Genomic DNA, 14,581 nt, shown 5'->3' on the forward strand with positions numbered 1-14,581 from the left:
GCTCATGCGCGCGCCCCCGCGTGGCGCGACGCGGCAAGGCGAGCCACCGCCCAGTAGGCAACCAGCGCGACTGCCACGTAGCTCAGCGTAGTGCGCACGAACAGCGGACCCCATTGCCAAGCGCGGGCCAGGTACTCGCTCATGTGCGGCTGGGCATAGCGGCCGCCCAGCCAGTAGAAGGCCCCATTGGAGATCAGGAAGGACACCGACGCGGCCAGCGCCGCCAGCCCAAAGGCGCCGGCCAGCCTGCCCGGTGTCGGTGCCATCCGTATCGACCAGGCGCGGCCGGCGTACCACAGCGCCGCATAGGCCGGCAGCAGGAAGCTGTAGGCGGGCGTCACGCAGAAATCGCTGACACCCGCGTACGACACCGACACCCAGTCCAATGCCACCGCCAGCGCGATGAAGCCGGCGAATGCCAGGTGCCGGCGCAGCCACAGACCGCCGAGGAAGAACAGCGCCATCGACGCATCGGGCAGATGCAGCGCCGTGCCGAAGTGATGAAAACGCGTGGCGATCATCACCGCGGCGAGCGCGATGGCGAGCGGCGCGGAGAAACGCGGTGGCGTGGCGGTCATGGTTCGCTCCTGGAGGGATTCAGGTTCACTGCGCGGGCCGGTAGCTCACGCTCAGCATGGCGGTGCGGCCCGGCTGGTTGTAGAAGGCCGCGGTTTCGTAGTGCTTGTCGAAGGCATTGCGCAGGCTCAGCTGCAACTTCCATGCGTGGTCCAGCGCGTAGGCCAGGCGCAGGTCCGTCAGCGCATAACCGCCCAGTCGGCGCATATTGGCCAGGTCGTCGTAGCGGCGCCCCGCGGCGTACACGCTGGCGCCAACGCTGAAGGCGCCGAAGCTGCGGTCCGCATCGATGCGCGCGCTGCGTCCGGTGCGGCGCGGCAGCAGCTTGTCGCGATTGGTCGCGCTCCGGTTGCGCGGATCCAGCCAGGTGGCGGTACCACGCCATGTCCAACCCGCCAGCGTGGTCGACGCCACCGCCTCCGCGCCACGGATGCGCGCGCGCTCGACGTTGCCGGGGAGGCCGATCGAGGCGTCGTAGGCGATCAAGTCGCGGATCCGGTTCTCGAACGCGTTGACCGACCACAGGCCCCAGGCAGGCGTGCCGCGCAGGCCAAGCTCGTAGCTGCGCGAGCTCTCCGGGCGCAACGCGGCGCTGCCGTAGCCCGGGTAGTACAGCTCATTGAAGGTCGGCGCCTTGTAGGCGGAGCCGGCGCTGGCCGTAAGTCGCAACGCCGAAGCGAACTGCCAGCCCCACAGCAGACTACCGGTCGTCTTGCCGCCAAATTGCTGGTTGTCGTCATGGCGCAGGCTGGCCTGGAACGAGTGCGTGCCGAAGGTCTGCTGCCACTGGCCGAACACGCCGCGGTTGAGACGGCGATCGCGCGCGTAGGACGTACTGCTGTCCACGCGATCGCGCTGCCAGTCGTAACCCAGGCTCCACAGTCCGCCGCCCAGCGCAAGGTCGCCCTGCAGCGAACCCAGGTCGCGATGCGTATCGAATGTGCTGGTGTAGAGGCCGTTGAGATAGTTGTCGCTGAGGTCGGCGCTCTGTCCCGCGCTCAGCGTCATGGTGAACGCCTGATCAGGACGCCAATGCACGCGCGCACCGGCAACCTGCTGCACCACGTCGGCCTGATTGCTGGTCGATCCGTCGTACGCGTTGTAGCCCCAGCTGCGCAGCCATTGCGCGTCCGCATCCCAGGCTTCGTCGAAGCGATAGCCGCCCTTGAGCGACACGGAGCTGTCGCGGAAACCGTCGCGGTCCGGCTCGTCCACGAAACAACCCGCGCCGCGCGGCGATGGCTTGCCGCGGCAGGCGTTGATGCCGTCCGTGTCCTCGTGCGTGGCCTGCACGGCATACCAGCCATCGCCCACTTTGCCGCCGAGTCCGGCCGCGCCGCGGAAGCTGGCGTTGCTGCCGTAGCCCAATTCGAGATCGGGCTCGAACGCGCCGCGCGGGCGTCGCGTGAAGATCTGGATGACGCCACCCAGCGCCTCCGAGCCATACAGGCTGGAGAACGGGCCGCGCACGATCTCGATGCGCTCGACCTGCGCCACCGGGATGTTCTGGATCGACGGCTGGCCCAGCGTAGCCGAACCGATCTTCACGCCGTCGACCAGTACCAGCACGTGATCGGCTTCGGTCCCGCGCAGGAACAGCGAAGTCGCCTTGCCCGGCCCGCCGTTGTTGGCCATCGACAGGCCCGGCGTGCCCTGCAGCAGATCGGCCACGGACTGCGGCTGCAGGCGGTCGATGTCGGCACGGTCGATCACGGTGACCGATGCCAGCGTGTCGGCTTCAGTCTGTTCGGTACGGGTGGCCGTGACCACCACGCCGCGCAGATCGCTCGCCGGTTCGTCGGCGCAGGCAACAGCGGAAAACATAAGGAACGACGCGGCCGCGAGCGCGGACCGTCGCAACAACGGGAGAGGCAGTGACACTGGTGGCTCCTAGACCGCGCCAGCCCGCGCGGATCGCTTCGGGTCTGGACAGACGAAAGGAGCACACTGGACGGACGCACGGAGGCACGCTCGCCAGGAGCACGCCCACCGCATGTCCGGTTCACCTCGAGGCCGGTCTCCGGGCTCGCGAGCGAAGGCTGGTGCCTTCCCGGCCGGCGCCTTCCCATGCTCTTCAAGCACAGTGGCATTCGCTGGCCGTTGCTCGCCTACCGTTGCGGGGGCAGCTCCGGAATAGCCGTAAAGACGGCGCACCGGATTCCCGTTTCAACCACCGGCCAGGCCGGCGGTCACCTCAGGCGAGCGGCATCTTAGAGGTTCGCGACCGATGCGGCAAAGTCCGCGTCCCATCACCTCATCCATGCCGCGTGAAGAAGCATTAGACAGGCCGGCGCACCGGCCCCCTGCGTGTCCTGAAACTGTCCTGCCGGTTGCATCGGACTGAAACACCCATGCGGTGTCCTAGGCGGCGGTCATTCCACCCGCCGCCGGCCCGCCCATGCCGGCATCACCAGGAGTGCGGCATGAGCGAGAATCACGACGCCACCCGGCGCAACTTCCTCAAGATGGCCGCGGCCTCCGCCGGCGGACTGGCCGCGATATCGGCCCTGCCACCGGCCATCCGCCAGGCGCTGGCCACGCCGGCCGCCACGGTCAACGGCGATCTCAGCGATGTGCAGCACATCGTGATCTTCATGCAGGAGAACCGCTCCTTCGACCATTACTACGGCAGCCTGCGCGGCGTGCGCGGCTTCGGCGACCGCGTGCCGGCGCCGCTGCCCGGTGGCGCGCGTGATGTGTGGCACCAGCCATACAGCGGCAACACCGACGGCTACCTGCTGCCGTTCCGCATGGATACCTCGACCACCAGCGCGATCTGCGCCAGCGCGCCGGCGATGAGCTATCCGGTCGACACCGCCATCTTCAACAAGGGCAAGTTCGATGCGTGGAACACGGCGCGCGCAGCCGGCCTGGGCATGGGTCATTTCGAGCGCGCCGACCTGCCGTTCTATTACGCGCTGGCCGATGCCTTCACGATCTGCGACCACTACTTCGCCGCCACGCTCACCCAGACCAACCCCAACCGCCTGCACGCGATGACCGGCAGCAATGGCCTGTCGGTGGGCCAGGCGGCCGTGCTGGACAACACCGAGCCCAGCGCGGGCTTCACCTGGACTACCTATGCCGAGCGCCTGGAAAAGGCAGGCGTGAGCTGGAAGGTGTACCAGGAGAGCAACAACTTCGACGACAACGCGCTGGCCTGGTTCAAGAACTTCAAGCAAGCCAAGGCCGGCACGCCGCTGCACGACAAAGGCATGGCGACCGTGCCCGACCTGGTCGCCGCCTTCGCCGGCGACGTGGCCAACGACATGCTGCCGCAGGTGTCCTGGATCGTCGCCGCCGACTACCTTTCCGAACACGCCAGCTACAAGCCCGCTTACGGCGAGGATCTGAGCGCACGCCTGCTGGCCGCCCTGGCGTCGAATCCGGCGGTGTGGGCCAAGACCGCGTTCATCCTCAACTACGACGAAAACGGCGGCTTCTTCGATCACGTGCCGCCGCCGACGCCGCCGGCCTCGTCCGCCGACGGCCTGTCCACGGTAAGCGTGACCGGCGAGATCAACAACGGCCTGCCGATCGGGCTGGGTTTCCGCGTGCCGCTGATCGTGGTGTCGCCATGGACGCGCGGCGGTTGGGTGTGCTCGGAGGTGTTCGATCACACCTCGGTGCTGCGCTTGCTGGAGAAACGCTTCGGCGTGATGGAGCCGAACATCAGCGCCTGGCGCCGCGCGGTATGCGGCGACCTGCTCAGCGCGTTCGATTTCACCGGCACCAACACCAGCTGGCCCAGCCTGCCGTCGACCACCGGCTATACCGCCGCCGCGGACCAGCAATGCAAGAGCTTGCCCGCTCCGGCCATCCCGTCCGTGCAGGGCATGCCGGCGCAGGAAGCCGGCGTGCGTCCCGCGCGCGCGCTGCCTTACGTGCTGCGCGCGGACGGCCGCGTGGATGCCACGAGCGGACGCTTCTGGGTCGATTTCCATAACGACGGCGCGGCAGGCGCAGTGTTTCAGGTCTATGCGGCCAACCGCAGCGACGGTCCGTGGCGCTACACGGTGGAAGCGGGCAAGCAGCTGTCCGATTACTGGAGCGTGGCGCGCTATACCCAGGGCGTATACGACCTGGAAGCGCACGGGCCGAACGGCTTCCTGCGGCAGTGGCGCGGCAGCGTGACAACGGGCATGGGGCCGGCGCCGGAGATCGTCGCCGCCTACGATGCCAGCGCCAACCGCGTGCGCCTCAGCATGAGCAATACGGGCGGTGCGGCCTGCACGGTGACGGTCAGCAATGCCTATGCGAGCGGGGATGTGCGCATCTATGCGCTCGCTGCCGGCGCTACGGTCAGCGATACCTGGGCACTGGACGGCAATGCCAACTGGTATGACCTGAGCGCGACGGTGGCGGAGCTGGGCGGGTTCTGGCGGCGGCTGGCGGGGCATGTGGAGAATGGGCTGCCGAGCCAAAGTGAGCCGCGATAACGCGTTCCTTCTCCCCTCCGGGGAGTACGCGGGGAGAGCACATGGATGTGCTCTGCTCTGAGGAGCGAGGAAGGTGCCGGCGGGCGGATGAGGGGCGGGTGCTAGAGAAAGAAGTTCTACGTAGCGAGACATGCTTTGAGGAAAGGCTCCCGCTTCTACGCTCCGTAGGCCCCCCTCACCCCAACCCTCTCCCCGCAAGGGAGAGGGTGCAAAAAAAGCGCCCTTGCGGGCGCTTTTTCTCACTTCTTGCGAAACACCAGATGCCCGCCCTGCGCATCCACTTCGATGGTGTCGCCAGCGACGAAGCGGCCTTCGAGGATTTCCTTCGCCAGCGGGTTCTCCAGCTGCTGCTGCACCGCGCGCTTGAGCGGTCGCGCACCGTACACCGGGTCGAAGCCGACATTGCCCAGCAGGTCCAGCGCAGGCTCGCCGATCTCCAGGCCGAGATCGCGCTCGGCGAGGCGCTTCTCCAGGTTGGCCAGCTGGATGCGCGCGATGGCGCGGATTTGCTTCTTCTCCAGCGGACGGAACACCACCAGTTCGTCCAGACGGTTGATGAACTCCGGACGGAAGTGCGCCTGCACCACGCCGAGCACCGCCGCCTTCATCTTGGTGTAGTCCTCGTCGCTGTTGCCGCCGTCCAGTTCCTGGATCAGCTGCGAGCCGAGGTTGGAGGTCATCACGATGACGGTGTTGCGGAAGTCCACCGTGCGGCCCTGACCGTCGGTGAGACGACCGTCGTCCAGCACCTGCAGCAGGATGTTGAACACATCCGGATGCGCCTTCTCCACTTCGTCCAGCAGGATCACGCTGTACGGGCGGCGACGCACCGCCTCGGTGAGGTAACCGCCCTCCTCGTAGCCCACGTAGCCCGGAGGGGCGCCGATCAGGCGGCTCACGGAGTGCTTCTCCATGAACTCGCTCATGTCGATGCGCACCATCGCGTCCTGCGTGTCGAACAGAAACTCGGCAAGCGCCTTGCACAACTCGGTTTTGCCCACGCCGGTCGGGCCAAGGAACAGGAACGAACCATACGGACGGTTCGGATCGGACAAGCCGGCGCGCGCGCGACGGATCGCGTCGGACACGGCACGCACTGCCTCGTCCTGGCCCACCACGCGCTTGTGCAGCGCCGCTTCCATGTGCAGCAGCTTTTCGCGCTCGCCTTCGAGCATCTTGCTGACCGGAATGCCGGTCCAGCGCGAAACCACCTCGGCGATTTCCTCGTCGGTGACGCGATCCTGCACCAGCTTGAATTCGTGCTTCTCGGCCGCCTGCGCTGCGGCGAGCTGCTTCTCCAGTTCCGGCAGGCGGCCGTACTGGATCTCGCTCATCTTCGCGTAGTCCTGGCGGCGCTGCGCGCTTTCCAGTTCCACGCGGGCCTGCTCGATCTGCTCCTTGATCTTGGTCGCGCCTTGCAGCAGTGCCTTCTCGGACTTCCACACTTCGTTGAGGTCGGAGAACTCGCGCTCGAGCTTCTCGATATCGCTGTCCAGGTCGGCCAGACGCTTCCTGGAAGCCTCGTCGGTTTCCTTCTTGAGCATCTCGCGCTGGATCTTCAGCTGGATCAGGCGACGCTCCAGGCGATCCAGTTCTTCCGGCTTGGAATCGATCTCCATGCGAATGCGGCTGGCGGCCTCATCCATCAGGTCGATCGCCTTGTCCGGCAGCTGGCGGTCGGTGATGTAGCGGTTTGACAGCGTCGCCGCGGCGACGATCGCCGGATCGGTGATTTCCACGCCATGGTGCACCGAGTAGCGCTCTTTCAAGCCGCGCAGGATGGCGATGGTGTCTTCTACGCTCGGCTCGCCCACGAACACTTTCTGGAAGCGGCGCTCCAGCGCGGCATCCTTCTCGATGTACTTGCGGTACTCGTCCAGCGTGGTGGCGCCGATGCAGTGCAGCTCGCCGCGGGCCAGCGCGGGCTTGAGCATGTTGCCGGCATCCATGGCGCCGTCGGCCTTGCCTGCGCCGACCATGGTGTGCAGCTCGTCGATGAACAGGATCACGCGGCCTTCCTGCTTGGCCAGGTCGTTGAGCACGCCCTTCAGGCGCTCTTCGAATTCGCCGCGGAACTTGGCGCCGGCGATCAGTGCGCCCATGTCCAGCGCGAGCACGCGGCGATCGCGCAGGCCTTCGGGCACCTCGCCCTTGACGATGCGCTGGGCCAGGCCTTCGACGATCGCGGTCTTGCCCACGCCGGGCTCGCCGATCAGCACGGGGTTGTTCTTGGTGCGCCGCTGCAGCACCTGGATGGTGCGGCGGATCTCCTCGTCGCGCCCGATCACCGGATCGAGCTTGCCGCTCTCGGCGCGCGCAGTGAGGTCGACGCAGTATTTCTCCAGCGCCTGGCGCTGGTCTTCGGCGTTCTCGCTCTGCACCTTCTCGCCGCCGCGGAGCTTGTCGATCGCCGCTTCGAGCTGGGCTTTGGTGGCGCCGGCGGCTTTCAGCGCCGCGCCCAGCTCGCCTTTGTCTTCCAGTGCCGCGAGCACGAACAACTCGCTGGCGATGAACTGGTCGCCGCGCTGCTGCGCGAGCTTGTCGGTGAGGTTGAGCAGGCGCGTGAGGTCATTGCCGACGTGGATGTTGCCTTCCTGCCCGCTCACCCGCGGCAGGCGATCCACCGCCTCGGCCACGCGCTGGCGCAGCGTGGGCACGTTGACCTGGGCCTGGGTCAGCAGCGGCGCCGTGGTACCGCCCTGCTGGTCCAGCAGCGCGGTCATCACGTGCACCGGCTCGAGCATGTTGTTGTCGCGGCCGACCGCGAGCGACTGCGCGTCGGCCAACGCCTGTTGGAAACGGGACGTCAGTTTGTCCATCCGCATAAAGGTGATTCCCCGCAAGAAAAGGTTTGGCGGCCATGGCCGCTCACTGCCCGGCGAGATGCGGCCCGGCTCGCGCCGATTCAAGCGCCGCTCGGTTGTTTCGCGCCCCCGAAACCCCACTCCATGGGGGATTGTTCACACAGACTTATCCAAAGCTGATCTTCACACTTGCCCTGTTAGGCTCAATCCGATGTCTTTGTCCCTAGCCTCATCTCGCATGCCCGCCATGCCGACGCTGCCGGCGCCGCCCCTGCCTGGAACCGACGATCGCTGGGCGCTGCTCCTGGACGTGGACGGCACCCTGCTCGAGTTCGCCGATCGCCCGGACGACGTACGCGTCGACCCGGCGCTGTACGCCCTGCTGGCCGAACTGTACGCCCATCTCGACGGCGCGCTGGCACTGGTCAGCGGGCGCAGCCTGGCCAACCTCGACGCGCTGTTCGGCGGACCACCGTGGGCCATGGCCGGCCTGCACGGCCTGCAACTGCGCCATGCCGACGGCGAACGGCGCGAAATCCGGGTCAGTGCCAGCCGGCGCGGCCTGGTTTTGCACACGGCCGAATCGCTGGCGCGCCAGTACCCCGGCGTGCTGGTCGAAAACAAGGACCTGGCCGTGGCGCTGCATTGCCGCACCGCGACCGAACATTTCGATGCGCTGCACGAGGCCGTGCGCGCGCTGATGCCCGGCCTGCCCGGCTACGAACTGCAGACCGGCAACCTGGTCCTGGAGTTCAAGCCCGCCGGCATGGACAAGGGCAAGGCCGTGACCGAGCTGCTGGAACGCGCGCCGTTTGCCGGCCGCCTGCCGGTGTATCTCGGCGACGACCTCACCGACGAGCACGGTTTCGCCGCCACCAATCTGGAAAACGGCGTGAGCGTGCGCGTCGGCCATCGCGAGCCCACGCTCGCCCAATACACCCTGCCGGGCCCGTCATCGGCGCAAGCCTGGCTGCACCGTGTCCTGAATGTGCTCAAGCAAGGAGTCCAACCCCATGCCCATGCCTCTGGAGGAAATGCCTGAACAGACGACCAGGCCCGACGCTACCGGGCCTGGCGACGGCGGGACCGCGCAGCAGAGTCTCGCTCTGGGAGTGATCGGCAACGGCAGCATCGCCGCGCTGATCGATGGCCTCGGCCGCATCGTATGGTGCTGCCTGCCGCGCTTCGACAGCGACGCGAGTTTCTGCGCGCTGCTCTCCCCTGCCGCCGAAGGCGGCGACTGGGTGGTCGAACTGGAGCATCTGGTTCGCGCCGAACAGCAATACCTGCCCAATACCGCGGTGCTGGTCACCCGCCTGTACGATCGCCACGACAATGCCGTCGAGGTCGTGGATTTCGCGCCGCGCCATCGCACGCGCGGACGCTTCTACCACCCGGTCATGCTGTGCCGCCGCGTGCGACCGATCCAGGGCAACCCGCGCGTGCGCATCCTGATGCGGCCGCTATGCGGATACGGTAAGCGCAGGCCGGCGACCAGTTCCGGCAGCAATCACCTGCGCTTCATGCTCAGCGACGTGGTGCAGCGCCTGACCACCGACGTGGCGATACCGTTCGTCGAGCGCGGCCTGTTCTTTCACCTGGACCGTACCGCGCATTTCGTATTCGGCCCGGACGAGACCCTCGCCACCAGCCCGGCCGATTTCATTCACGGCACGCTGGAATACACCATCGCCTACTGGCGCGACTGGGTGCGCTATCTGTCCATCCCCTATGAGTGGCAGGAAGCGGTGATCCGCGCGGCGATCACATTGAAGCTGTGCCAGTACGAAGCCACCGGCGCCATCGTCGCCGCGCTGACCACCTCGATCCCCGAGGCGCCTAACACCAGCCGCAACTGGGACTACCGCTTCTGCTGGCTGCGCGACGCCGCCTTCGTCGTGCGCGCGCTCAATCGCCTGGGCGCCACGCGCAGCATGGAGGAATACATCCGCTACGTGTTCAACATCATCTCCGGCGAGGGTGACCAGGAAGTGGGCCCGGTGTTCGGCATCACGTTCGAGCGCGAATTGCTGGAACGCGAGGCGCCTGGCCTGGCCGGCTACCGCGGCATGGGGCCGGTGCGTATCGGCAACGACGCCTGGCGGCAGCGCCAGAACGACGTGTACGGTTCGGTGGTGGTGGCCTCGGCGCAGCTGTTCTTCGATCGCCGCCTGGAGAATCCCGGCGACGCGCATACCTTCCAGCGTCTGGAAAGCATGGGCCGCATGGCGCTGCGCATGGTCGAGGAGCCGGATGCCGGCCTGTGGGAATTCCGCGGCCGCGCCGCCGTGCACACCTACTCGGCGGCGATGTGCTGGGCCGCCTGCGACCGCCTGGCGCATATCGCCACGGAGCTGGGGCTCAGCGACCGCGCGCGCTACTGGCACGACGAAGCGGTGGCGCTGCACGCACGCATCTCCGCGCGCATCTGGAACGAACGGCTGGGGCATTTCGTAGACGCCTTCGACGGCGAGCACCTGGATGCCAGTCTGCTGTTGCTGGCCGACATCGGCTTCGTGCGCGCCCGCGACCCGCGATTCATCGCCACCGTCGACGCCATCGGCACGGCCCTGGGTCGCGGCGATTACCTGTTCCGCTACATCGCGCCGGATGATTTCGGCACGCCGGAGACCAGCTTCAACATCTGCACCTTCTGGTACATCGAGGCGCTCGCCGCCACCGGCCGCAAACGGCGCGCGCGGCTGATGTTCGAGCACATGCTGTCCAAGCGGAACCCGCTGGGCCTGCTGTCGGAGGACATCGCGCCGAGCTCCGGCGAGCATTGGGGCAATTTCCCGCAAACCTATTCGCTGGTCGGCCTGATCCAGACCGCGATGCGCCTGTCGCGCCGCTGGGAAGACGAGCTATGAATGTGCCGGCGCGCGCAGGACGCCTCATCGTCGTCTCCAATCGCGTGGCCTTGCCAAGGCAGACGGCCACCGGCGGCCTCGCCTCGGCCATGCGCGCCGCGCTGCAGGAAGCCGGCGGGCTATGGTTCGGCTGGAGTGGCCGCGTCGCCGCCGAGACCGCCGCCACCGTGCACCACCTCTACGACGGCCCGGTGCACTACGCCACCATCGACCTCTCGCGCAGCGACCACGACCATTTCTACGACGGCTACGCCAACCGCACGCTGTGGCCGCTGCTGCACTACCGGCCGGATCTTGTCGATTACAACCGCGGCCATCTGGACGGCTATCTGCGGGTCAACGACGTGTTCGCCGAGCGCCTGTCGGCGCTGATCGAGGAGGACGATACGATCTGGGTGAACGACTATCACCTGATCCCGCTGGCCTCGATGCTACGCCAGCGCGGCGTGCGCAACCGCATCGGCTTCTTCCTGCACACGCCGCTGCCGGCGGCCGGCCTGCTGATCGCGCTGCCGCGCCACCGCGAACTGCTGGAAACCCTGTCCGCCTACGATCTGATCGGCATGCACACCGCGCGCGACCTGCGATCACTGGAGGAATACTTCGTGTTCGAGACCGGCGCCCAGCTGCGCCACGGCCACCGCCTGCGAACGGCCGACCGGCGCCGCTTCCGCGTCGGCGTATTCCCTATCGGCATCGACACGCGCGACGTCGCCGACGCCGCGGCGCGCGCCGGCGCGCTGGAAGAGATCGAACAGCTGCGTGGAAGCCTGGAAGGGCGCGCCATGATCATCGGCGTCGACCGCCTCGACTATTCCAAGGGACTGCCGCAACGCTTCGACGCCTATGCGCGGCTGCTCGAACGCTCGCCCGAGCTACGCCGCCAGGTGAGCTTCCTTCAGATCGCCCCGCCCTCGCGCAGCACCGTGCCCGAGTACCGGCAGATCCGCCGCGAACTCGAGCGCAAGGCCGGCCACATCAACGGCATGTATGCGGCGCCGGACTGGGTGCCGATTCGCTACGTCAACAAGTCCTTCCCGCACAGCGTGCTCAGCGGCTACTACCGCAACGCGCGGGTCGGGTTGGTCACGCCGATGCGCGACGGCATGAACCTGGTGGCGAAGGAATACGTGGCCAGCCAGGACCCGGACGATCCCGGCGTGCTGGTGCTGTCGCGCTTCGCCGGCGCGGCGCAGGAGCTGGGCGAGGCACTGCTGGTCAATCCCGCGGATACCGAGGAGGTCGCCGACGCGTTGCAGGCGGCGTTGTCGATGCCGCTAGAGGAACGACGGCAGCGCTGGCGCACGATGATGGACGTGCTGGAGCGCCAGGACATCACCGCCTGGCGGCGCAGCTTCCTCGCGGCGCTGCGCGACGGATAAGCGGACGGGACAGCCCGATCAGGCTAGCCAGATCAGGCTGGCAAAGCGCCCGCTGTGCGCCGCGTCGCGGCGATAGGAATAGAAGCGCGGATCGACCAGGGTGTCGAAGCCGCCGCCGTAGATGGCGGACACGCCGGCCCGCGCCAGGCGGCGCCGGGCCAGTGCGGCCAGGTCGCACAGCCAGTGCCCCGGTCGCGTCGGCGCGAAACAGGTGGTGGCGGTCGCGTCATTGGCGATGAACGCCTGGCGCACTTCGTCGCCGACTTCGTAAGAAGCCGCACCGATGCAGGGCCCCAGCCAGGCCATCACCGCGCCCGCCGGCGTCCGCAGGTGACGCAAGGTCGCCTCGAGCACACCGCCGGCCAGCCCGCGCCAACCCGCATGGGCCGCCGCGATCTCGCTGCCGTCAGCGGCGCAGAACAGCACCGGCAGACAATCGGCGGTGAGGATGGCCAGCGGCTCCCCGCGCGAGCGCGTCACCGCCGCATCGGCCACAGGGGGCTGGTCCGCCGTGGCGCCGGTGACCTCGGCGACGTCGATGCCATGCACCTGCCGCAGCCAATGCGGTTCACCCGGCAGGGCCAGGGCCTGGCGCAACGCCTGCCGGTTGGCGAGCACGGCTTGGGGTTCGTCGCCGCAGTTCGCGCCCAGATTCAAGCGTTCGAACGGCGCAATCGAAACGCCCGGCCCCTGCCGGGTGCTGACGGCGGCCCGGACCTGCCCGGGAGCGGGCCAGTCGGGAACAAGCCAGGGGTCGGTCATGCGGAGGGTTTCCTAAGACGTATCGAGGGCAGCGTAAGGCCGGCTCAGGCCCTGGCTTCGCCGACCCCATGGATCAAGGCATACAGCACCCCGCCGTTCCAGGGCACCAGCCAGACAGTCCGCGCCTGCAGCAGGTCCAGCGCCATGGCCGAGCAGGACACCGGGAAGCGATCGTCGGCGCCATCGAGATCGACCTGCTCGCGCCACAGGACTTCCTTGCCCCAATCGGTCTCGCGCAGCGGCTGCAAGGACCGCGCCTCGTCCCGCCAGCGCGCCGGCAGCGCCGGATCCGCCCAGGCCCAGGTCCAGGTTTCCGGACCCGTCGCGGCAACCGTGGAACCGACCGGCACGATCGCGTAGGCGCATTCGGTACCGTCGGCGCGGGTCAAGTAAAGCGTCGGTAACACGGGATCGAGCGTGGCCGCCGCGTCGGACGTTACCCGCTCCTGGCGACAGAACGCCTCCAGCTGCTGGCGCATCTGCGCCTCCACTGCCGTGACCTTGGCGTGAATGCCTGCCACCTTGGGCATGGCGATGCGCATCATCCAGGCCTGCGCCTTGGGCAGGAAGAAAATCCAGGGCACGGCGACCAGCAGTACCAGCCAGAGCGGCGGCAACCCGCCGTAGAACAGGCTAGCCAGCAGGACCGGCGAGGCCAGGTAGGCCGCGGTCAGCAGCAAGAGAAGCAGGATGCGCATGCAGGATTCCTTTCGTGATGGCAGATCGGCGGGAACGCCAGGCCTAGTCTTCGTAGTCCGGATGGGCCTGGGTATCCGCGCGCAGTTCGGCGAGCAGTGCCTCCAGGTCGGCCGGACGCGGCGCGGCGACGTCGACCGGCTCGCCGCTCACCGGGTGCGTGAACGCCAGCCGCTCGGCATGCAGGGCCTGGCGACGGAAGCCGCGCAGGGCCGCGGCCAGCTCCGGCGTGGCGCCCTTGGGCAGGCGCAGGCCGCCGCCGTACAGCGGATCGCCCACCAGCGGGTGGCCGATGTGCGCCATGTGCACGCGGATCTGGTGGGTGCGCCCGGTCTCCAGGTTGCACTGGAGCAGCGCATGGGCGCGGAAGCGCTCGCGCAGTCGGTAATGCGTGACGGCGTGCTTGCCGTCCTCCTCGTCGCGCACGGCCTGGCGCAGGCGGTCGCCCATGTGCCGGCCGATCGGGGCATCCACCGTGCCGCCGGCCACCAGCCGGCCCATCACCACCGCTTCGTATTGCCGCTCCACCTCGTGGCGCGACAGCATGTCCACCAGCGCCGTGTGTGCGGCCAGGGAGCGTGCCACCACCATCAGGCCGGAGGTGTCCTTGTCCAGCCGGTGCACGATGCCGCCGCGCGGCAACTCGGCCAGCTTCGGATCGTGATGCAGCAGGGCGTTCAGCAAGGTGCCGGCGGGGTTGCCGGCGCCGGGATGGACGACCAGCCCCGCCGGCTTGTTCAGCACCAGGATGTGCTCGTCCTCATACAGCACGTCCAGCGCGATATCCTCCGGCGCCAGCTCGACCTCGGCCTCCAGCTCCGCCTCCAGCCGCACCCGTTCCCCGCCCCGCAACAGGTGGCGTGGCGGCACGGCCTGGCCGTCCAGGGTGACCGCCCCGGCCTTGATCCAGGCGGTGAGGCGGGACCGGGAGTAGTCCGGGAACATCTCGGCCAAGGCCCGGTCGAAACGCCAACCCGCGGCCGTCAGGGGCACGCTGCCCTCGTGGCGAATGGTGGTCATGGCCGCCCGCCCGGGACTTCGACGGTTTCGGC

Annotated in this window: 10 protein-coding genes and 1 riboswitch; of the genes, 4 read left to right on the plus strand and 6 right to left on the minus strand. The window is 68.0% G+C overall.

Features of this window, described 5'->3' with window-relative positions; all coding sequences use genetic code 11:
• Positions 1 to 2: 2 nt before the first annotated feature.
• Together ACNR9O_RS16595 and btuB are read right to left on the minus strand one after the other, a co-directional pair.
• Positions 3 to 578 (minus strand): hypothetical protein, encoded by a 576-nt coding sequence (locus ACNR9O_RS16595; protein WP_473686838.1) that lies wholly within the window; start codon positions 576 to 578, stop codon positions 3 to 5.
• A gap of 25 nt (positions 579 to 603) precedes the next feature.
• Complete coding sequence (btuB, locus tag ACNR9O_RS16600; protein ID WP_473700803.1) at positions 604 to 2,400, minus strand: TonB-dependent vitamin B12 receptor; 1,797 nt, start codon at positions 2,398 to 2,400, stop codon at positions 604 to 606.
• A 169-nt stretch (positions 2,401 to 2,569) separates the two neighbouring features.
• Positions 2,570 to 2,788: riboswitch (cobalamin riboswitch) on the minus strand.
• Positions 2,789 to 2,999: 211 nt separating this feature from the next.
• On the opposite strand from btuB, the gene ACNR9O_RS16605 reads away from it, so the two are divergent.
• On the plus strand, positions 3,000 to 5,015 hold the full coding sequence (locus ACNR9O_RS16605) for a phosphocholine-specific phospholipase C (protein ID WP_473686834.1): 2,016 nt from the start codon (positions 3,000 to 3,002) through the stop codon (positions 5,013 to 5,015).
• A 239-nt stretch (positions 5,016 to 5,254) separates the two neighbouring features.
• Here ACNR9O_RS16605 and clpB read toward each other — a convergent pair whose 3' ends face one another.
• Positions 5,255 to 7,840, minus strand: a complete 2,586-nt coding sequence (gene clpB / locus ACNR9O_RS16610) for an ATP-dependent chaperone ClpB (protein ID WP_473700659.1) — start codon at positions 7,838 to 7,840, stop codon at positions 5,255 to 5,257.
• 226 nt (positions 7,841 to 8,066) lie between these two features.
• Between clpB and otsB the strand changes: the two genes are divergently transcribed.
• Genes otsB through otsA form a run of 3 tightly spaced genes read left to right on the plus strand, consistent with a single transcriptional unit; the run spans position 8,067 to position 12,071 of the window.
• The gene (gene otsB, locus ACNR9O_RS16615) at positions 8,067 to 8,861 is read left to right on the plus strand and encodes a trehalose-phosphatase (protein WP_473686830.1); all 795 of its coding nucleotides are present in this window, start codon (positions 8,067 to 8,069) and stop codon (positions 8,859 to 8,861) included.
• Complete coding sequence (locus ACNR9O_RS16620; RefSeq protein WP_473686828.1) at positions 8,833 to 10,689, plus strand: glycoside hydrolase family 15 protein; 1,857 nt, start codon at positions 8,833 to 8,835, stop codon at positions 10,687 to 10,689. The genes otsB and ACNR9O_RS16620 overlap by 29 nt, the downstream gene beginning before the upstream one ends.
• Positions 10,686 to 12,071, plus strand: a complete 1,386-nt coding sequence (otsA, locus tag ACNR9O_RS16625) for an alpha,alpha-trehalose-phosphate synthase (UDP-forming) (protein WP_473686826.1) — start codon at positions 10,686 to 10,688, stop codon at positions 12,069 to 12,071. Before ACNR9O_RS16620 ends, otsA begins: the two co-directional genes overlap by 4 nt.
• Positions 12,072 to 12,089: 18 nt before the next feature.
• On the opposite strand, the gene pgeF is transcribed toward otsA, so the two are convergent.
• Genes pgeF through rluD form a run of 3 tightly spaced genes read right to left on the minus strand, consistent with a single transcriptional unit; the run spans position 12,090 to position 14,549 of the window.
• On the minus strand, positions 12,090 to 12,833 hold the full coding sequence (gene pgeF, locus ACNR9O_RS16630; protein WP_473686824.1) for a peptidoglycan editing factor PgeF: 744 nt from the start codon (positions 12,831 to 12,833) through the stop codon (positions 12,090 to 12,092).
• Positions 12,834 to 12,877: 44 nt separating this feature from the next.
• Positions 12,878 to 13,531 (minus strand): DUF6882 domain-containing protein, encoded by a 654-nt coding sequence (locus tag ACNR9O_RS16635; protein ID WP_473686822.1) that lies wholly within the window; start codon positions 13,529 to 13,531, stop codon positions 12,878 to 12,880.
• Between the two features lie 43 nt (positions 13,532 to 13,574).
• The gene (gene rluD / locus ACNR9O_RS16640; protein WP_473686820.1) at positions 13,575 to 14,549 is read right to left on the minus strand and encodes a 23S rRNA pseudouridine(1911/1915/1917) synthase RluD; all 975 of its coding nucleotides are present in this window, start codon (positions 14,547 to 14,549) and stop codon (positions 13,575 to 13,577) included.
• Positions 14,550 to 14,581: the final 32 nt, after the last annotated feature.

Source organism: Dyella sp. CR10 (assembly GCF_055814425.1).